Below are 19,546 nucleotides of genomic sequence, written 5' to 3'. Positions count from 1 at the left end.
TTTATCTTATAAAAAAACTCGACTCCAAGCGCCGAGTTTTTACCAATTCTTTTGTAAATACGTTTGCCTTCAAGATGGCAAATCTACATATGACTACCGATCTGGATCTTTTGGATGTAAAAAAGCGGGTCTGCGATTTTTCAGCGGAATTGGTGAGCGTAGAAACACATCTCGAAAAGGACGATACGAAAATGGTATAAATGGCCAAAAGTAGGCTACGTGAAAAGATTCCATTCTGACCAAATATAGTATCCAAATCGTTATCCCTGCGATATAGCCAACTCCTCCAAATAAAGCTACAGTTAAAAGCAAGAAAATCCGTGCTAAACGATTTGCTAAGCTTAACTCATAACTGGGCGTCGCATACGTACCAATAGCAGCTACCGCTAAATATAACACAACCTCATGCGAAAACCAGCCTACCTGAACCGAAACTTCACCAATCATAATAGCTGCCACTAAACCAAGAGCAGTCGCTAGTGAAGAAGGAGTATGAATAGCTGCCATACGTAAAACATCTATCCCCACTTCTGCCAGTAAAAATTGGACAAGCAGCGGAACGACACCCGCTTCATCAGGTCCAATATACTGCAGATTAGTTGGCAAATACTCAGGGTGCTTTGTAAATAAATAATATAACGGAAGAATAAAAATGGAAGCTAAAACTGCAAAAAAACGTACAAACCGCAAATAAGCTCCGACTAAAGGTTTTTGTCTATATTCCTCCGCATGCTGCAGGTGATGTGCATATGTAGCAGGAGTTATCGTTACACTTGGTGAACCATCAATAATAATAATGACGTGTCCTTCATAAAGATGCGTTGCAGCTGTATCAGGACGTTCTGTATATCTGACTGTTGGATAAGGGTTCCAGTGCCTTCCACTAATATATTCTTCAATCGTCTTTTCTGCCATGGGAAGTCCATCTGTATCAATCGCTTCGAGCTTTTTCTTTAAACTATCCACTCTGTGTTCATCAGCTATGTCTGCTAAATAGCAAATACAAATATCCGTTTTCGACCTTCTACCAATTTGCATATATTCCATGCGCAAGGAACGATCTCGAACTCTTCTCCTCGTCAATGCTGTATTAAAAATAATCGTTTCCACGTATCCGTCCCGAGAACCGCGGACAACTCTCTCTAAATCTGGTTCCTGTGGAGTACGAGCAGGATAAGTTCTGGCATCAATAATGATGATTTTGTCTGCCCCTTCTACAACTAAGGCAGCAGGTCCACCAAGAATAAGGTCACTTACCTCGTTTAAATCATCCGCTTCATCCACTTCTATATAAGGAATATATCTTTCCAATAGTTTTTTTAATGCATTTGGCTGTAAGTCTTCCGTATCCAGTTCCGCAAATAGCTGCATGATATAAAGTAAAATATCATCCTTACCAAAACCATCAATGACAAACAAAGCCATTTTAATACCTGCATACTCCAAGTCACGTTGAATAATATCAAAGCTTTGATCGACCGCCAATCGCTCATGGATATAGTCGCGATTTTTTTCAAACGATGAAAATAGTGATTGTCCTTCCTTTTGCATATGCTCACCTGTTCCATTTAAATTACTATGGATAGTGTTCAACAACAAGCGACGTTCTATACATTTCCTGCATTAAATCAGCATACCTCTCATGAATGCAACATAGAATGTATGAGACAAGCATGTTAAAAGGACGTGGTTTGATGAAAAAATGGTCGATCATAATTGTGATTGTTGCATTAACTAGTTTTTTTACCTTTGTCTATATAATTGGTTTACAGTCTAAACCTGCGATTACTTATTTTCCAATCGATGAAGAGCTCTCTTTTACGGCTGCTGAAACAGATTTACAACTTCTTACTGAAAAAGGGAAAGATGACTATGAAATCATGTGGAAAGCATCTTCTACAACGGAAATCCCTGTATATTTAAGGCAGGACGTTTCCTTATTATTTGATAATGGGAGGCTCAGAGGAGCGGTGTCTAAGTGGATACAGGATACGGATGCGATTCATTTAAAAAAAATGCTTACTTTAGAAGATAGTAGTTTATATGAGGCTATTTCATTCCATCATGGTGAAATTCATAAACAAGGTAACCAAATCAATAGTATCCAGCAAATGTCAAGTGATCATCTTTACGTTATTGACTCACCTGCTGCAGCATTAGATTCATTCAAAACTCCTTCTACACGTTACGAAAAAGAGTGGAAAGCCTTACTCGACCGTGCATCTATGCAACAACTTACATACTATTGGAACACTTTATTTGATTATTTCAGTATTGATGAAAAAGCGTATTATCATGTGCCATTAACGGATTTGGATAAATTTAAGAATCAAGCTCTGTCCGGTTTAACACAAGCGCAAACTGATAAGGTTATTGGACAACTTTGGGAAGGATTATACAAAAATTATCTTTTACCCATCGTAAACGCCGAAAAAGTGGTTGACAGCTATATTCCAATCATTCTATTTGATAAACAAAACAAGCATTTGCTTGTGCTTTATGAAGTGAATGGGAAAAAGGAAAAGCTGATTCAAAACTATTCCTTTTCCCAATAGGTCATTATTCGATAAGTATAATGATTAAAAAGACAAACAAAAAAAGTTTATCCCGTATGTAAAGTGCTGTAAGACTCCCACTTCAGGATTTGGGTAATCTGTACTGCAACAAGTTTAAGTTGGAGATAACAGCACCTAAATGTCCTATTTCGGAATAGGTCATACCATTACGGTACTAACAAGCTGTGTGGGATGAATGAAACTCCCTACTGATGGAAAATTCTTTATTCGAGCAGATATAAGTTGCTTTGTGTAAACAATGACCACTTTCCTGTTTGTTCATAGATAATAAGAAGCAAGCTGTTATTTAACTTTTTCACCTGTGATCTGCTCATACATATTGATAAAATCATCATTATTAGGATCTAATTGATAAGCTTTTTCGATTAATTCTTCCGCTTCCTCCATATTTCCTTGCTGATAGTAAATTAAAGCAAGGTTATAATGTGCTTCCGGAAAATTTCGATCCAATTGTATACTTTGTTTTAAATCTTTAATGGCTAAATCCTGTTGATTTAATTTTATATATGCATAGGCACGGTTAAATAATATAGCCGCTCTCCATTTTTCATCACCTTCACTATTACGTAAGGCATCGTTTGCTTCCGTGATAACTTGTTCATAATTTTCTTCTTTTACTAATTCATCGATCTGCATAATATAATACATTGGTGAACTCATGTTATTGGCTACGCCATATTGTATGATTCCAAAAGCAAGTGCTAAATAGACGAGAACTGCACCGATTTGCTTGCCCCATTCTTTCTGTTTAGGTAAATGGACAATGCCAGAAGCAATAAAACCGGCAACTAACCCACCAAGATGGGCGCCATTGTCAATTGCAGGAATTGAAAAGCCAAACACAATGTTGATACCAATTAACATAATCACGTTGGTTCCTATCGTTTGGAAAAAAATCCGGCGATGGTGAAGACCGAAAAACAGTAAGGCTCCGAATAAACCAAATAAAGCCCCTGACGCACCTGCAGCAATATTTGCCGAGAAGGCAAAGCTTGCTATTCCGCCACCAATTCCGGCAAGAAAATAAATTATTAAAAATCGAAGGGAACCGTAAATCCGCTCGACTAATGTGCCCAAGTAGTAGACAGCAATCATATTCATTACTAAGTGTAACCAACCAATATGTAAAAACATGGAGCTGACGATTCGCCACCATTCTCCATCTTCCATGATGGCAGGGTTAAATTTCGCACCAAATTGTATCAGTGTTTGTATGTTTTCACTCCCACCATTTGTTTCCAACATGAGAAATAAACTCACACATAAAAGTAATATGATATATGTAAGTCTAGGCTTTCCAAAAGAAAACATCCCTTCTGTATGTTTCTTGTCATCCAAAACCCGCTGTCTTAAAAATTGTTTATAAGAGGCTACTCGTTCTTCCTTCACTGTTTCTTCATTTGAGAAATCAACATCCAGAGACGAAATTCCAATTTCTTTTTCCAATCTTTGCTTTTCTTCCTCATAATGAGAATTAGACAAATAATATAATTTCATCGTGATTGGTTGTTTTTCATTTAACTTCATCGGTTGCTTTAAGAACTCCCAAGAATCAACAGGAGCGTACTCTGATATATAAATATTATGTATTTGAATATGTTTTGCTCTTAAAAACTTCTTCATTGCTTTTACTTTTTGAAAAACGACTGCGATGTCTTTTTTTAAATGGTTCTTCCAATCAAATCCCTGATTGATCAATCGTAAGACTTTCGAGTTCTTCCCAGCATTTTTTTCTAACCAAATTTCATTTCCTTGTTCATTTACATAAAGAACATCATATTCATCGCGGGAAACAAATTGATAAGCCATTCTATACATCGCATACTGTTCATCTAAATACATTATCACATCTCCCCTAACGTTCTCTGTTTCTATTATTCTTCCCTATTTCTTTTTATACAAGCTATTTTACCATGTATGGATAGCAAAGATGAATTCACAACCTATATGTATTATTTATGTAAGATAACGTTTACGGGACTAATACTTCTTCTGTATCCAAATCATTCAGCCCCGCTAATAGTATTCGTTTTCACAAAGTTAATCTCCAATTAGGGGGGCTTCTTCCCCCACTAATTGTTGGTATCGCAAGGGTCCAAAAGGATCTTAAACGAATCGGGAATTTAGGAGCCTTATCTCCCACCTAGCCTTTTTAGTATCCATGCAATTGGTAAAGTGAGAGTTTTACGGCACTATATATTATTCGAAATAAAAAAGCCTAATCCAAATATTATCAATTGGATTTGCCTTGAAACATCCATGGTATAAAAATACGACGGATGGAAGGAGAACTCATAGATAACTGTACAGCAAATTTTCTTAAAAAGCCAATTGCCAATAGTGTATTTAATATCCGATAACGCCATTTAAATACTAAAGCAACTGCAGCCATAGTACCAGCAAATAATACGATCATACGCATAGGAACACCTCTTTATCATTGATGTTCTTAGTTATGATCACAGCTGATATATTTTATGCAGAAAAAACCGATCCACCATCTACTTTTTTTTCAGCAACAAACCTGCTTCTGTAATTAAATGCTGTACGGGTATATCAAATACGTTCTTTGGTATAGATTCAATTAGTTGACTGCTATGCAAAATGGATACAGTAAAATTCGGAAACCCTACTAAAAACCGATCATAATACCCGCCCCCGAAACCAATGCGGTAGCCTTTCTGATCAAATACAATACCTGGTACCACTAACAAATCAATGTTAGCAGGAGGTATATATACGGTTTTACTTGGGTCTGGCTCTAACAGACGATAATAAACAACTTCTAATTGGTCATATGTATGAAATGCGTAAAAATCCATTGTTTTTGTTGCAGGCACACATTTAGGTGCGCAAACGGTTTTACCTTGTTCCCAAGCTTGTTTAATTAGTTTATTTGTATCCCATTCAAAACCTTTCGAGATCGTAATCCCAATAGTATCTGCGTTCTTCCAAATTGATGAAGTAACCAATTGATGATGTAACTGCTGTTCAACTTTTTTTCTTTGCGCCGCATCCATTTGATTTAAGATAGTTATGGTGGACTTTCGAAGTTGTTCTTTTGTCACAAGAGATCTCCTCCCTTTTTAAAATTGAAAAGGTTTGTGCGGAACTTTAGATAGGATATTTAGTATGTGATTGAATTTCCGTTTTTGTATTTATGTATTGAAAATAATAATAAAACCCTTATCTCAAAGATAAAGGTTCTATTATAATCGTTATTTTGTTTCACGATGTAAAGTATGTTTTTTAAGACGTGGACTGTATTTCATAAGCTCAAGACGCTCAGGATTAGTACGTTTATTTTTAGTTGTAATATAATTACGATCTCCCGTTTCTGTACAAGCTAAAGTAATGTTAACGCGCATCATTTTTCCCTCCAAACTTTACCAAATTGTTGCTTCATTAGCGATAATTTCATTTCAGACTTATTTATAATACCAAATGTTAGCCAAACAAGCAAGAATTTAAACGAGATAAACTTTATCGTGAGACATGTCAAAAGGGGACCTGTTTAAAGTGAGAAGCCCCAATGGGCATACATGATGGCTACTTCCATCCAAACGATAAGTGCTATACATGTTTTTTATTGTTAAGAAGCATATTTATGCTTCTTTCTACAAAAAATAATAAATTTGTAATGGCATTTCGACATCATTTTATGTTATAACTAGTATTGAGTAGAAGGAGGGAAGCAGATGATATATGCAATTATTTCCATTATTGCAGTCGGAATCGTTTTACTTGCTATATCCTTTTTCATGAATGATCGAATCGAGCAGGTTGAAAGTCAATTAGAACAATTTTCCATTACAACGATGCAAGATACATATCAAATGAAAAAGAAAATTAAGATTCTGGAAGAAGAACTATTAACTGAGAACTTCACAGACAATCGTATAGAAAACAAATCGTAACAAGGGAGGAGGACAAGATGAAACAGCCTATACGCCTATTTGGTATCGGCCTCTTAACAGCTGGTATAATCATGTTAGGGGTTTATTTTTTCACGAATGGAAACATTCAAACCGCTGACAACCTCTCTGATGAAGAGTTGGTTACATTGGTGGAGGATAAAGGTTACCATGTACTGACAAATTCTGAGTATATTGCGGTATCTGTAGATGAAGTTGAAGATGAAGTTGAAGATGAAGCAACCGCTGCGAAGAACGAGCAACAGCCAGATACAAAAGCTAAATCTGCAGAAGATAAGTCCGATAACAACGAAGACAAGCAAGAAAACCAGAATGCCGATAAAGAAGATAAAAACAAAGCTAAACAAAATGATGATAAAAAGCAAGCAGCGGACAAAGAAAAAAATAAAGAAGATGAAAAGAAGACATTTACAGTAAATATTAAAGAAGGAATGCCTTCTTCAGAAATTAGTGACCAGCTCGAAGCAAATGATATCATTGATGACGCTGCAAAATTTAATGCGTATTTAGAAGACAATGATTATAGTCAAAAAGTACAGCTGGGTAAATTTAAAGTGTCCAGTGACATGAGTTTAAAAGAAATTGCTGAAGCAATTACAAAATAAAGCTAAGAAGCAGAACTAACTGCTTCTCAGCTTTTTTATTTTCATAAAATACTTAATGCAACAGCGGCAACTGAAACGAATTTGCTAATTTAATAGAGTTAATTTAAATTATAATTTTCACCTTTAATCAAGTATAAAATACTCTCTCCGATATTAGTAATATGGTCCCCAAAGCGCTCTAGATACCTTGAGCATAGAGAGATTTGCATAATATATTGAATCTTATCTGGATTCGTTGCTGTTTCTCCTAATAATTCACTTAGAATGAGTTTATTTTCCCTATCCACAGCATCGTCCATTTCGGATAATTGAGCTGCCAGCTTGTCGTCTTCTTCCGTGAAAGCTGTGATAGCTGTGTGAAGCATATTTACCAATGTTTCTTGCATAGTGTTTAACCGATTCGGGATGAGCACTTCTTTATTTTCTCCCAACCGAATGGTAGATCGTGCAATATTTCTAGCATTATCAGCCATCCGTTCTAAGTCGGCAACAATCTTAATAGCCGTTATTAGACGGCGTAAATCCGTTGCGACTGGGTTTTGTTTTGCAATTAAAAGCACGACTTTATCATTTATTTCTAAGTCTTTCTTATCAATTACTTTGTCAGCCTCGATTACTTGCTCAGCTAGGTCAATATCCTGATTAAATAACGCTCGAACAGCGTTTGCCAAAGCTTTTTCTGTTAAATTAGCCAATTCTACAATTTCCTGATCTATTTCTTTCAGCTCTTGGTCAAACTGCCCCCTCGTCTGCATATCATTACCTCCTATTTATCAACGTGATACTATCATAGCAAAACACTATGTACCTATTATGGAGTAAACATTAATTTTTTGTAAATTTTACGTTAACACGTATTTCTGTTTATTTGAGTTAATGATTAATAAATAATTTTTTATGCATTTAGTAAAATATAGAAATTATTTACAAGACTGAAAACAAATTTTGTTCTTTTACATCTTCTAAACAAAGGCTACTATAAAGTGAATCTTCCACCAGTAGGGAGTTTTATTCATCCCTCACGGCTTGTTAGTACCGTAATGGTATGACCTAAAGGCTTCTTACGAAATAGGACATTTAGGTGCTGTTATCTCCCGCTTAGACTTGTTGCTGTACAATTTATCCAACTCCTGAAGTGGGAGTCTTACAGCACCTTATATGCCGTATATAAAGTGAACAAGCGCTTGAAAATCGAACAAAGGGTAAAATTTTTGTTCTCCTTAAAAAGAGAATATACTTTTTTTATACGTGTCCCACCTTTTGAATTCTACATCTTACAAGTTCATTAATTTGGGAGTTTAGCTGTCATTATCTTACACAAAGCCTTTTTATTTACCCTTTAATCTTGAAATAGCAGTCCCTTTCATTCGGGGGAAAAAAAAGAAACGTACAGACGTGGCTCTGTACGTTTCTTTTTCTATCCGTCTTCCGATGCTGTATCTGTATCGTCTTTATCACTATCTTTTTTCGCCTCAAAATAAGCATCCATTATTTTAAAACCAATTTCATAGTTAACCCTATAACCATTGCCAAGCCCTACATTCGGAACCATTACGGCAAAAGCGATTTCAGGGTCGTCATAAGGGGCATAGCCTACTAATGAAAGGTTTTCTGTTTCCGCAATTTGCTTCCCATCTTTATAGATCGCATTTTGCGCTGTTCCTGATTTTCCAGCAGGTTTATAATCCCTTGAACTTCCATAACTAAATACGGTTCCATTCCGCTCTTGAAAAGCTTGTCGGAACCCCTCTTGCACTCGATCAATATATGCTTGATCCATTTGAATCTGATTTAATACTTTTGTCTTCTCACTCCGATACACGCTTCCTAACTGCTTGTCGGATCTGCTTGGTTCACGTATTTCCTTTAAAAAATGCGGGCGCACACGATAACCATCATTAGCAATCGTTGAAACATATTGCGCTAGCTGCATGGTCGTATACGTATCGTACTGTCCAATCGCCTGGTCCATTAATAGTCCAGCTGCAGATTTAGTTGGTCCTTCATAACCAACACTTTCAAATGGGAAATCGATTCCCGTTCCCACTCCTAACCCAAACTGCTGAAAATAATTTCTCATTTCCTGCCATGCCGCAGGATCAAACGCCGCCTTTCCATTTTGTGGAAACGGATAGCGATTCTCCCCGCCCATTTTAAGAGCAATATAAAACATATACACGTTGGATGATAGTTTCAACGCTGTAATGTCATTTACAGCTCCTAAAGATTGATAAGAGCCTTTTTGTGGCGTTCCTTTGATTTTTATCGGTCGATCAACAAACGTCTGACCAGGTGAGATGACACCTGAATCCAGCCCAGCTAATACCGTCGCACCTTTAACAACAGATCCAGGACGATGTGCATCATAAAGTGTTTTTATCGTAGCATCTTTATATTGATTACCATCTCTCGTTTGTCCGCTGACAGCGAGAATTTCGCCTGTTTTAGGATTTATTACTACTGCCAAAGCATCTTTTAAGTATCGATTATCATAAGGATACTTCTGAACGGCTGTCTTTAACTCATCTCGCACAATTTTGTCCACTTTTTCCTGAAAGTCCATATCCATCGTTAACACTAAATCTTTTCCGCGCTGCCCTTCTACGACTGTTTTGCTGTCCACTACATCTCCTGATTTTGTCGTCGTATACTGAATTTGTTCTTTTCGTCCGCGGAGTACATCCTCATAATATTCCTCTAAGCCGCTTTTACCAACACGGTCATTTCGACTGTAGCCTCTAGTTAAATAGTATTGCTCCTTATCAGCTAATATACCTTGCTCTTGCGATGTTATCGATCCAAGTAAGCTTCTCATTGTATCATCATAAGGATACTCTCTGTTCCAGTCTGTCGTTGCATTGATGCCTGGAAGTTCAGCTAGATGTTCAGAAACCGTAGCATATTCTTCCGCTGTTACATCTTCGTTTTTAATAATTTGCGGTGTTAATGAATATGCTTTGTCTAATTCTGCTTTAATCGCAATAACTTCGAGCTCCTGTTCGGAGAACCCCGATATTTCGTCTTCCGAGATTCTATCTAAAATGGTATTGTATTGCTCTGCATTGTCTAACTTTGCAGCTTCTTTCTTTTTTAAACGCTTATCTGCCTTTTTTTTGTTTTTTAAGTACCAATATTCTTTCTTGTTTCGCTCCGTTACCTTATCGCTTTCCATAGAGATATACTTTGCCAATTTTTCTGCTAGCTCCAAGCGATCTTCTGCTTGCGTTCCCTTTGGCGGGGTGTAGGTAATAGAATAGAGCGGTTTATTATCGACAATGACTTGATGACTACTATCATACATTTTCCCTCTAGGTACGGGAACTTTTGTTGTATCTTTTACAGTCCGGTCAATTTCTTTCTGAAATTCTTCGCCATTTAAAATTTGCACAACACCCAGTTGTAATATGAGTCCCGCAAACATTAAAAAAACAATAAAAAACAATAGGTTTATCCGAAAGGGAAGCTGCGCCTTTTTCTTCTTTTTCTTCATTGTTTCTCCCCCATATGATGTCTCTCTTCTATCAAGCAATTTATATTATATCATTTTTATGTCATGTATTTCATCTATTTTTAAATTCTTAAGCAGTTAGTTCAATTACAGCTGTTTATTAAACGCGATCCTACCGATTTTTTTCGTCTGTTAGCTGTTCTTTAAGCAACACTTGGTTTTCCATCTTACTTTCCAAGTATATATGTTTTACAAACAAATAAATAAAGATATGCCCTGTGCCAAACACAGCTAATAAATACGGGATGATTAACTCAGCATCCATAAGGGAAACGGAAAGTAGAAAAACAGAAATGGAAATGACTCTTCCTATATTTACAAATAACTCACGCACGACAATATATTCCACGCGATATTCCTTTGCTTTCCAAGCTTTTCCTATGACATCATAGGTTAAAGAAACGTATGGGATCATTATGATTGGATAAGCACTTCCGATAAAGACAGCGTAAATTAACAACTGTACATAGCTAATATCAAAAATAATTAGCGCTATGGAAAAATATAATATTAGACTGCCAAATAATATTGATTTTTTTCGCATAGAAGGTTTGATTATTTTGGTCCCTATAAAATAAAACACCAGCGAGAATCCTGAAAATACTAAATTAAACATCCCTAAAGAAAACTCACTCTGGGTAATTAAAAACACCCAAATTGCAATGATAAATGCAAATATACCCTCGCGCAGCCCTTGGAAAATATGAGCATTTTGAATTCTTTTCCAATTTTTATTATGGTAACGTTCTGTTAGTACCCTGCGAAAATAGAAATTCCCTTCAGCTTTTCTTTGTTTTAGAAAAAAACTAATCACCACAGCGCAAATAAACATAAGAAAAGAAACGGAAAATATAACGGTGTAGCCAATATTTGCTTCCATTTTTGCAATGATGATGCCTGCTAATAACGGTCCAATCATTCCACTGAATGATTGCAGCACACCTAAAAATCCATTAAAAAAATCCCGTGTATCTGGTTCGGTTATTTCAAAAGTTAATACGTTAAAAGCTAGCCAGTAAAAACCATAACCGATGCCTAATAGCCCCCCTAACATGAAATTAAAGTAGGCCGCCTTTTCGCCTATTAAAAGAACATTTAAAAAAAAGAGTGAGAGGAAAATTACTCCTAGCCTCAATACAATGACACGGTCTACCTTCTTAGCTAATTTACCAGCGATAATAAAAGTGATCGGCTGAAAAATGTAAATAGCTAGATTGTAGACAGCAATCGTTATATAGTCCCCTGACTGTTTCCACAGATAAATATTTACAAATGTATTGGATAGAAACAGACCTAATGAATACAAACCGCCGATTATAAGTAAAAAGATGAAGTCCTTATTAATATTATTGTTGTCAAAATGAAAGAAGTGGCTTTTCTGCATATCTGATTCCCCTTTTTTATGTCACTACTAGTTTGAGCAATTGAGAAACAGATATACAAACAACCGCATATCGAAAACATGAAGAGAAATGGTTAACTATAATTGCTGGATAATTTTTACCCAATCAACGCCTTTCAGTTTATTAAACCTGAAGTACTGTACATATGGAGAATCAAGCTGAAACCCTCAAAACTGTTCATATTTATGTAACCAAATAAAAAGCATGTGACTTATCACATGCTTTTTACTGTTGTATCTATATTATTTTGCTTCATTATAGTTTTTAGCTACTTCGTCCCAGTTAACAACATTCCAGATCGCTGAAAGATATTCTGGACGTCTGTTTTGATATTTTAGATAATATGCGTGTTCCCAAACATCTACCCCAAAAATAGGCGTTTTACCTTCCATTAATGGAGAATCTTGGTTTGGCGTGCTCATAATCTCTAGATTTCCGTTATTAACAACTAACCAAGCCCATCCTGAACCAAAGCGTCCAGCTGCAGCACTTTCGAATTGTTCTTTGAACTTATCAAAGCTTCCAAAAGCATCCTTCATTTTAGTAGCGAGTTCTCCTGTAGGTTCTCCACCACCATTTGGGGAAAGAACTTTCCAGAAAAGACTGTGGTTAGCATGTCCACCACCATTGTTTCTTACTGCAGTACGGATATTTTCTGGCACAGCATCTAAATTGCTCATTAAATCTTTTAAAGATTTATTTTGCAGCTCTGCATGTCCTTCTAAAGCACCGTTTAATTTAGTGACATACGTATTATGGTGCTTCGTATGGTGAATGTTCATTGTCTCCTTGTCAATCGTAGGCTCTAATGCATCATAAGCATATGGTAGTTCAGGTAATTCAAATTTAGCCATTATTCCTTCCTCCTCATATCCATTTTGTAAAAAAGGATCGAATATTCACCCTTTTATTGAAAGGGTATCAAAGCTTATTAGATGTTGCAAATCATATGCATTTATTTACCAAGTTAAACGAAGCAACTTATCTCACAACCCTTAAAAAAAGGAGTGAGCTTAAATTTCTTGAAAGGGTGAAAACCCGTTTGCTAGAGGAAGGCAATGATTGCAGGATCGTATACAGTAATTCATTTTTAGCCAATATTAGAAAAACTTGGCTTGTCGCCAAGTCTTATGGCGAAAGCCTTTTGTTTTTCTTATACTATAAACAAAGAAATCTTATACTTTCCTATAGTGGAACAAAGGCGCGGGGCGCCCGTTTAGCAACGTAGCGAATGGAACGAATCAACTAAAGATTTAGGAATCATACCACTAAAAACAGGAACATGCCGACGCCTGAGCGGCAAGCCCGTTTTTAGTCGGCCTTCCTCTTTACGATGAACCGATGAGGCCTTATCGTAGGGTGCATTTCTAAAGTCGCATCGTTGCCGGGCTCATGCGCCGGACGTGACTATTCGATTATTTCATTATCCACAAGCACCTCATTTTATCGTTTCCTATACAACAAAAAAACAAGCAAATGCTTGTTACAAAAATGGTGGCTCGGGACGGAATCGAACCGCCGACACAGGGATTTTCAGTCCCTTGCTCTACCGACTGAGCTACCGAGCCTATATGTAAAGTTGTATTTCGAAAAAATCTTATGTATGGAGGAGGTAGAGGGATTCGAACCCCCGCGGGCTATTACACCCCTGTCGGTTTTCAAGACCGATCCCTTCAACCAGACTTGGGTATACCTCCAAGTAAATAATGGTGGACCCTGCAGGACTCGAACCTGCGACCGATCGGTTATGAGCCGATAGCTCTAACCAACTGAGCTAAGGGTCCAATTCGTTTATTAATGGGGCGACCGGTGGGGATCGAACCCACGTGTGCCGGAGCCACAATCCGGTGCGTTAACCACTTCGCCACGACCGCCGTACGAATTAAATAATAATGGCGGTGGAGGGGATCGAACCCACGACCTCACGGGTATGAACCGTACGCTCTCGCCAGCTGAGCTACACCGCCAATTTGGCTCCACAGGTAGGATTCGAACCTACGACCGATCGGTTAACAGCCGATTGCTCTACCACTGAGCTACTGTGGAACAGTTTTAATGTCACCTTATATTATAGCGACAAGATATAATTTACCACGTTCGACAACTTCTGTCAATCGTTTAATAAAGAAAAATTTAATTTTGTTCGATTATGTATATCATATGTCGCCATCTCTTAAAAACGACAATATTAACTATAGCATCATTTGATTGGGAATGCAATACAAAAAGACAAAATTAAAATTTTCTATTTTTTATTAAGTAACCAAAGCTCCTCTGCCTCATCCCAATTAGAGACGAGGCAGAAAAAGTAAAGGTTAATCTCCTAATACATCCTCAGCAATATTCACAGCATGATCCCCAATCCGTTCTAAATTACTAATAATATCAACAAACACAATCCCCCCGGAACCACTGCAAACTCCTTCATTCATACGGATAATATGTCGTTTACGGAAGTTCCGCTCCATCTTATCGATTTGGTCTTCTTTTTGAATAACAGCAAGTGCTTCCTCTCGATTCATATCTTCTAGAGCTTCTACTGCTTGCTGGACAGTAGAAATTGTTAATTCAAACATTTCATTTAAGTCTTCTTTTGCCTTATCTGTTAAATGTACTTTATTGGAAATTTTATAGTCGATGAGCTCAACAATATTCTCAAAATGATCCCCTATACGTTCAATATCACGAACAGAATCCAATAATGTAGAATGCTTTGCACTTTCTAATTCAGAAAGTGATTCCGTTGACAAACTTATTAAATAATTCGTAATTTTCCGATCTAAATTATTTAAAGCTCCTTCAATTTGCATCGCCATTTCAGAATGCTTCATTAAATGTGTATTTAAATACTTATTTGTTTCTTCTAAACCTTTATATGCATACTCTCCCATGCGAACAAGTTCCGATTTCGCTTGGTCTAACGCCAATGTCGGAGATTGCTGTATAAAGATAGGATCCAAATGTTTGGGCTTGTATTCTATAATCGAATCTTCGCCGGGGATCATTTTTGTTACCAACCAGGCCAATCCCCCAATAAATGGAAATTGGATAATTGTATTGGTAATATTAAAGCTTCCATGCGCAAATGCTAACGTCATTTCCGGGCTAAGCGAAAATTGGTCCTGTAGGAAAGCGACAAATATTGTAAATAAATCAAGAATAATGATAAAAACGGTAGCTCCTACAAGGTTAAAAATAACATGTGTAAATGCAGCGCGTTTTGCCGCTACAGTAGCCCCAAGAGAAGCTAATACTGCTGTAATGGTTGTACCAAGGTTATCACCAAACAGAACAGGAATAGCTGCTTTTAATTCCATTGCGCCTTCAGCAAATAGCCCTTGTAAAATACCAATCGTTGCACTAGAACTTTGCACAATTAATGTAAAAACCGTACCGATAACAACCCCAAGAATCGGAGTATCACTCATGCTAACCGTTAATTCTTGGAATGCTTCCAAACTTCGTAATGGTTTCATTCCGTTACTCATTAGCTCTAAACCAAAGAATAATGCACCAAATCCAAATACAGCTTGTCCAATCGCATTTGCTTTTTTATTTTTAAAGAAAAACAACAGAAAACAACCGACTGCGATAATTGGTAATGCATATGCTCCAATATCAATTCCAATAATAAAAGCTGTAATAGTTGTACCTATATTCGCTCCCATAATTACACCAATTGCCTGTCTTAATGTCATAAAGCCAGCATTGACAAGTCCTACAGTTAAAACCGTTGTACCCGAACTACTTTGAATTAAAATGGTAACAATGACTCCAGCGAGCACACCCATAAACGGATTGCTTGTAAATCTATCCAAAATATCTCGTAATCGATCGCCGGCTGACTTTTGAAGGCCTTCTCCCATATATTTAATACCAAGAAGGAAAATACCTAGCCCACCGATGAATTCAAAAATCAGTTTCTGAATATCAATTTCCAAAATTCATACCTACCCTTCATCATGTTGAATCTTGTCGCACCATACCAATATTAAGTATATATAAACTTTTTGTAAAGTAGTTATAAATATTTTTAACACTAAATTTACAATTGGGGTTTTTATTCTTTTTACGTACTTAGAATATAACCGTACACAAAAAAATTTCGCTTATGAAAAACGATGTAAAGTGAATCTTCAATCAGTGGGGGTTTTCATTCACCCCCATTGATTGTTAAATACCGTAATGGTATGACCTAAAGGCTTTTTACGAAATAGGGTATTTAGGTACTGTTATCTCCCACTTAGACTTGTTGCAGTACAGATTATCAATGTCCATTTCAAAATGTACATTTTTGCTTGTCTAAGCATGTACACTTTTGCTTAAAGTGTGCTTCCCTATACATGTGCATGAATAATTACCACTTGACATGGAGACCTCTACTCGCATGATTCGGCAGCCAAAAGCCAGCTATTACAAGGGCTGGCTGACCGAACAAGGCTATCATGCTCGCCCATCCAAGTAAAGTTATAATATACACTGGGGATCAAAAATCTACACGGTTAAACGAGCATTTTTGTACGTACTTAAATTAGCATTTATATACAGATATTATCCAACTCCATGAAGTGGGAATCTTACAGCACCTTATATACGGGATAAAGAATCAGGTGTCTTATTTAAAACACCATCCATTTTCCCGGTCTACCTAGTTATAAATTCCAATATACTTGACTGATGAGCGTTTCACTTTAACATGAAGTCTGATTTTAAATACAAAAAGGAGGGCTGTCATTGGTGCCATTATAATATTTTGCGTTATTAAGCAAGCTGCTATACCTCCTGTTTTCCATTGCGACAAAACATAACCTCTATTTAAAAGACAACTATTATCGTTTTAAAGCAAAAGGATTTTAAACGCAAAAAAAGAGCACCCACTGGTGTTCTTTTTTACAAAATAAGAAAGCATAAAATTAGGTGCTTGGGATAACGAAATAACCGACTAGTCACGTCCGGCGCAAGCGCCCAGCAACGATGCGACTTTAGAAATGAGCCTACGATAAGGCCTCATCGGCTCGTCACTAAGAGGAAGGCCGACTAAAAACGGGCTTGCCGCCCAGACGTCGGCATCCCCCTGTTTTAGTGGCATGATTCCTAAATCTTTAGTTGATTCGTTCCATTCACTACGTTGGTAAACGGGCGCCCCGCGCCTTTGTTCGTGTTACTCCATTTTTTCTACTAAGATTCGAGTTCCATCTACTTGAACAACTCTAATCTTTGTGCCTTTTTCAATCCATTGCCCGTTTGATATGGCGCTATAATCTTTTCGATGAATCCGAATGGTACCAACTGGTCTCAGATCCGTTAATGTAATCCCTTCTTCACCAACTAGCTTCTCATAGGTTTCATTCATGGAATTATAACCAGCCTCCTTCGTTAGCTGATCTTTTAGTGTAATTTTATTCCACATTTCTCTGCGCTTAAATACCTTTAAAAATAATAGTGAAGCTCCACCGCCTAAGAGAACCCCTAACACAGCATATAATCCAGATGTTAAGCTTGGTGCAGGAAGTGCAACAGCAGTTAGCATACTTGCTAAACCGATCGTCGCCAGCGTTCCGTCATTTATTAATTTTCCATCAATGATAATAAGTAATAATCCAACAAAATAAATAATAAGCATAATAATAATCGAGCTTGCTTCAACATATGCACCAAAATATACAGTAATAAACCCGATTCCTAATAATCCAAAAAGACCCCGCATATTAACTAAAATTTCACCGATGAGGAATAAAGTAGCGAATCCAGTAATTAATATCCCGATCCATTCCATCTCGAAAACAGTCAAAATCGTGACCCCCTCTCCATACTACTTATATTTTATACGTTTTTGGGTAACGAATGGTTTCATGACAAGGAGTTAATTCTATGGATTTTATCAAAAAAATGTTTTCCTTAATCGTAGGTCTTATGGCTGTTTATATTATTTATCAGGATATCACGCAAGAAAATATCCATTCCCAAAAAGAAGATGAGGTTGTTCGTGATGCCTCCTCCTCTTCTACTATTTATCATGTTATCCCTATTAAAGTACAGCCAGATGATACCGTTCTTTCTATTGTGGAGCGGATAAACCCTCAATTACATCAAGATTTAGATGTAAATCGGATTTTAAGTGATTTCCAATTAAGTAACCCTAACTCAGACCCCTTTTCCCTATCGCCGGGTGAAATATACTATTTTCCTAAATATTATTAGACAAACAAATGTACGCAAGTCCATTTATACCTTTCATTCCCCACGTGTCAGAATTCTACACGCTGCCTTTTTAATATTCTTTAGGAGGATATTTTACAACGTTCTCATGGTTGACAAAAAAACAGGAAGGAGCAAGCGCCCTTCCTTTAAACAAATGGTAAAATAAACAAAGTGATAAGAATGGAGACTGCTCCTGCTGCTATCGCAATGTTCCCTAATGCATCTGCACCTCTGCTCCTGGACATAAATCCAAGAACAATACCTGCAGTACCAAAAATGATTGGCCAGATAAAAAACGAAATAATGGATAACGCAATACCAACCCATCCAAAGGTTGTATTTCCATCGATATCTTCATTTACTTCTGAGCCTACATCATCTGCAGTTATTTCAGTAGCAAATTCTTCATCCCTTGAGCTGTCTGGTTCAACACCAACGAAATCTTGGTTTTTTCTTTCTTCACCATAATTCGGTGGTTCTTCAACATCCTTCATTCCTCTATTCGGATATTGATCCATCGTATGAGACCTCCTTTTTCATTTGAGGTACACACTTAGCTTATGTTTTTTTATCAATTTTACAGGTGTTATTAATTGGAAAGGCTTGTATATAGTGAAAATTAATAAGGACAAGTTGAGTTTACACCCCGTAAAACATATAGTAATGTAGAACGTTTTAAAGGGAGTTAAAGGGATGGCAAATTTCATTAAAGATATCATTCAAAAGAAGTTAAAACAACTGTCTGTTCAGGAAATAATTTACTATGGAAAACAATATGGGTTTTCTTTAACGACTCAAGAGGCCGAACAGATAACCACTTACTTAAAACAGCATAACGTAGATCCATTTCATGCAGAAGGAAGGAAAAAAATGCTGCAAGAACTAGCGCACATCACAGATCCAGCAACAGCAAAAAAGGCACAAAAATTATTTAATGAACTTATTCATTCTTATGGACTGGGTCATTTATTTCGTTAACGATGCACGCATAACGGAAATTCAATCAGTGGTTTTATTTATTTCTTCACGAATAGTAAATACACTACAGGCATATTACCCAAAGAACCCTTGGAAGGGGATCTGACATTTATCTTACAGTTAATCCACTACTTACACTTAGGAATTACATCCAAATAAGACCTGTTTCATGCAGGATAAGGTCAATCTTCCATCAGTAGGCGTTTTCATTCATCACCCACTGATTGGTAGTACCGTAATAGTATGTCCTAAAGACCTCTTGTGAAATACGCATTTAGGTGACTAATCTCCATGAAAACCCCTTTATCTCATAACTTTTCGTGAATAAAGGGGTTTTCGC

18 protein-coding genes and 6 tRNA genes are annotated in these 19,546 nt (G+C 36.8%); 6 read left to right on the top strand and 18 right to left on the bottom strand.

The window, feature by feature from the left end; genetic code table 11:
- Positions 1–93 precede the first annotated feature (93 nt).
- A complete protein-coding gene (locus KBP50_RS07950; RefSeq protein WP_050353072.1) occupies positions 94–1,551 on the bottom strand; it encodes a spore germination protein in 1,458 nt (485 codons plus the stop codon).
- 143 nt (positions 1,552–1,694) lie between these two features.
- Between KBP50_RS07950 and KBP50_RS07945 the strand changes: the two genes are divergently transcribed.
- Positions 1,695–2,555, top strand: a complete 861-nt coding sequence (locus tag KBP50_RS07945) for a hypothetical protein (protein WP_050353553.1) — start codon at positions 1,695–1,697, stop codon at positions 2,553–2,555.
- Between the two features lie 303 nt (positions 2,556–2,858).
- Here the strand turns inward: KBP50_RS07945 and KBP50_RS07940 are convergent, their stop codons facing one another.
- The 4 genes from KBP50_RS07940 to rpmG form a co-directional block, all read right to left on the bottom strand.
- Positions 2,859–4,418 carry a rhomboid family intramembrane serine protease gene (locus KBP50_RS07940; RefSeq protein ID WP_050353073.1) on the bottom strand — a complete coding sequence of 520 codons (1,560 nt, stop codon included), beginning with the start codon at positions 4,416–4,418 and terminating at the stop codon, positions 2,859–2,861.
- A 391-nt stretch (positions 4,419–4,809) separates the two neighbouring features.
- Complete coding sequence (locus KBP50_RS07935) at positions 4,810–4,998, bottom strand: hypothetical protein (RefSeq protein ID WP_050353074.1); 189 nt, start codon at positions 4,996–4,998, stop codon at positions 4,810–4,812.
- 79 nt (positions 4,999–5,077) lie between these two features.
- Positions 5,078–5,644, bottom strand: a complete 567-nt coding sequence (locus KBP50_RS07930) for a 5-formyltetrahydrofolate cyclo-ligase (RefSeq protein WP_050353075.1) — start codon at positions 5,642–5,644, stop codon at positions 5,078–5,080.
- Between the two features lie 150 nt (positions 5,645–5,794).
- Positions 5,795–5,944: a 50S ribosomal protein L33 gene (gene rpmG / locus KBP50_RS07925; RefSeq protein WP_050353076.1), complete on the bottom strand. Its 150-nt coding sequence runs from the start codon at positions 5,942–5,944 to the stop codon at positions 5,795–5,797.
- A 330-nt stretch (positions 5,945–6,274) separates the two neighbouring features.
- On the opposite strand from rpmG, the gene KBP50_RS07920 reads away from it, so the two are divergent.
- Both KBP50_RS07920 and KBP50_RS07915 read left to right on the top strand, forming a co-directional pair.
- Positions 6,275–6,493, top strand: a complete 219-nt coding sequence (locus tag KBP50_RS07920; RefSeq protein ID WP_050353077.1) for a hypothetical protein — start codon at positions 6,275–6,277, stop codon at positions 6,491–6,493.
- Between the two features lie 17 nt (positions 6,494–6,510).
- Positions 6,511–7,116: an endolytic transglycosylase MltG gene (locus tag KBP50_RS07915; RefSeq protein WP_050353078.1), complete on the top strand. Its 606-nt coding sequence runs from the start codon at positions 6,511–6,513 to the stop codon at positions 7,114–7,116.
- Between the two features lie 98 nt (positions 7,117–7,214).
- On the opposite strand, the gene phoU is transcribed toward KBP50_RS07915, so the two are convergent.
- From phoU to KBP50_RS07895, 4 genes are all read right to left on the bottom strand, one after another.
- Positions 7,215–7,871: a phosphate signaling complex protein PhoU gene (gene phoU, locus KBP50_RS07910; protein ID WP_050353079.1), complete on the bottom strand. Its 657-nt coding sequence runs from the start codon at positions 7,869–7,871 to the stop codon at positions 7,215–7,217.
- 662 nt (positions 7,872–8,533) lie between these two features.
- On the bottom strand, positions 8,534–10,606 hold the full coding sequence (locus KBP50_RS07905; RefSeq protein ID WP_050353080.1) for a peptidoglycan D,D-transpeptidase FtsI family protein: 2,073 nt from the start codon (positions 10,604–10,606) through the stop codon (positions 8,534–8,536).
- 130 nt (positions 10,607–10,736) lie between these two features.
- Complete coding sequence (locus KBP50_RS07900) at positions 10,737–12,008, bottom strand: MFS transporter (protein ID WP_050353081.1); 1,272 nt, start codon at positions 12,006–12,008, stop codon at positions 10,737–10,739.
- Between the two features lie 261 nt (positions 12,009–12,269).
- Complete coding sequence (locus KBP50_RS07895; RefSeq protein WP_050353082.1) at positions 12,270–12,881, bottom strand: superoxide dismutase; 612 nt, start codon at positions 12,879–12,881, stop codon at positions 12,270–12,272.
- A 56-nt stretch (positions 12,882–12,937) separates the two neighbouring features.
- On the opposite strand from KBP50_RS07895, the gene KBP50_RS07890 reads away from it, so the two are divergent.
- A complete protein-coding gene (locus tag KBP50_RS07890) occupies positions 12,938–13,255 on the top strand; it encodes a hypothetical protein (RefSeq protein WP_128743501.1) in 318 nt (105 codons plus the stop codon).
- Positions 13,256–13,519: 264 nt separating this feature from the next.
- Here KBP50_RS07890 and KBP50_RS07885 read toward each other — a convergent pair.
- From KBP50_RS07885 to KBP50_RS07850, 8 genes are all read right to left on the bottom strand, one after another.
- Positions 13,520–13,595 (bottom strand) — tRNA-Phe (locus KBP50_RS07885).
- 36 nt (positions 13,596–13,631) lie between these two features.
- Positions 13,632–13,724: transfer RNA gene (locus KBP50_RS07880), tRNA-Ser, on the bottom strand.
- A gap of 10 nt (positions 13,725–13,734) precedes the next feature.
- Positions 13,735–13,811, bottom strand: a tRNA-Ile gene (locus KBP50_RS07875).
- 14 nt (positions 13,812–13,825) lie between these two features.
- Positions 13,826–13,901 (bottom strand) — tRNA-His (locus tag KBP50_RS07870).
- Positions 13,902–13,920: 19 nt separating this feature from the next.
- Positions 13,921–13,994 (bottom strand) — tRNA-Met (locus KBP50_RS07865).
- Between the two features lie 4 nt (positions 13,995–13,998).
- Positions 13,999–14,073 (bottom strand) — tRNA-Asn (locus tag KBP50_RS07860).
- Between the two features lie 269 nt (positions 14,074–14,342).
- On the bottom strand, positions 14,343–15,968 hold the full coding sequence (locus KBP50_RS07855; RefSeq protein ID WP_050353083.1) for a Na/Pi cotransporter family protein: 1,626 nt from the start codon (positions 15,966–15,968) through the stop codon (positions 14,343–14,345).
- Between the two features lie 1,220 nt (positions 15,969–17,188).
- Positions 17,189–17,818 carry an NfeD family protein gene (locus KBP50_RS07850; protein WP_050353084.1) on the bottom strand — a complete coding sequence of 210 codons (630 nt, stop codon included), beginning with the start codon at positions 17,816–17,818 and terminating at the stop codon, positions 17,189–17,191.
- An 80-nt stretch (positions 17,819–17,898) separates the two neighbouring features.
- Here KBP50_RS07850 and KBP50_RS07845 point away from each other — a divergent pair, with 80 nt between their 5' ends.
- Positions 17,899–18,228: a hypothetical protein gene (locus KBP50_RS07845; RefSeq protein ID WP_050353085.1), complete on the top strand. Its 330-nt coding sequence runs from the start codon at positions 17,899–17,901 to the stop codon at positions 18,226–18,228.
- 146 nt (positions 18,229–18,374) lie between these two features.
- On the opposite strand, the gene KBP50_RS07840 is transcribed toward KBP50_RS07845, so the two are convergent.
- Positions 18,375–18,746, bottom strand: a complete 372-nt coding sequence (locus KBP50_RS07840; protein ID WP_050353086.1) for a hypothetical protein — start codon at positions 18,744–18,746, stop codon at positions 18,375–18,377.
- A gap of 175 nt (positions 18,747–18,921) precedes the next feature.
- Here KBP50_RS07840 and KBP50_RS07835 point away from each other — a divergent pair, with 175 nt between their 5' ends.
- Complete coding sequence (locus KBP50_RS07835; protein ID WP_050353087.1) at positions 18,922–19,206, top strand: DUF2624 domain-containing protein; 285 nt, start codon at positions 18,922–18,924, stop codon at positions 19,204–19,206.
- Positions 19,207–19,546 lie beyond the last annotated feature (340 nt).

Source organism: Virgibacillus pantothenticus, assembly GCF_018075365.1.
In the GTDB taxonomy this organism is placed as follows: domain Bacteria; phylum Bacillota; class Bacilli; order Bacillales; family Amphibacillaceae; genus Virgibacillus; species Virgibacillus pantothenticus.
This window is presented reverse-complemented; position numbering and strand designations above follow the sequence as displayed.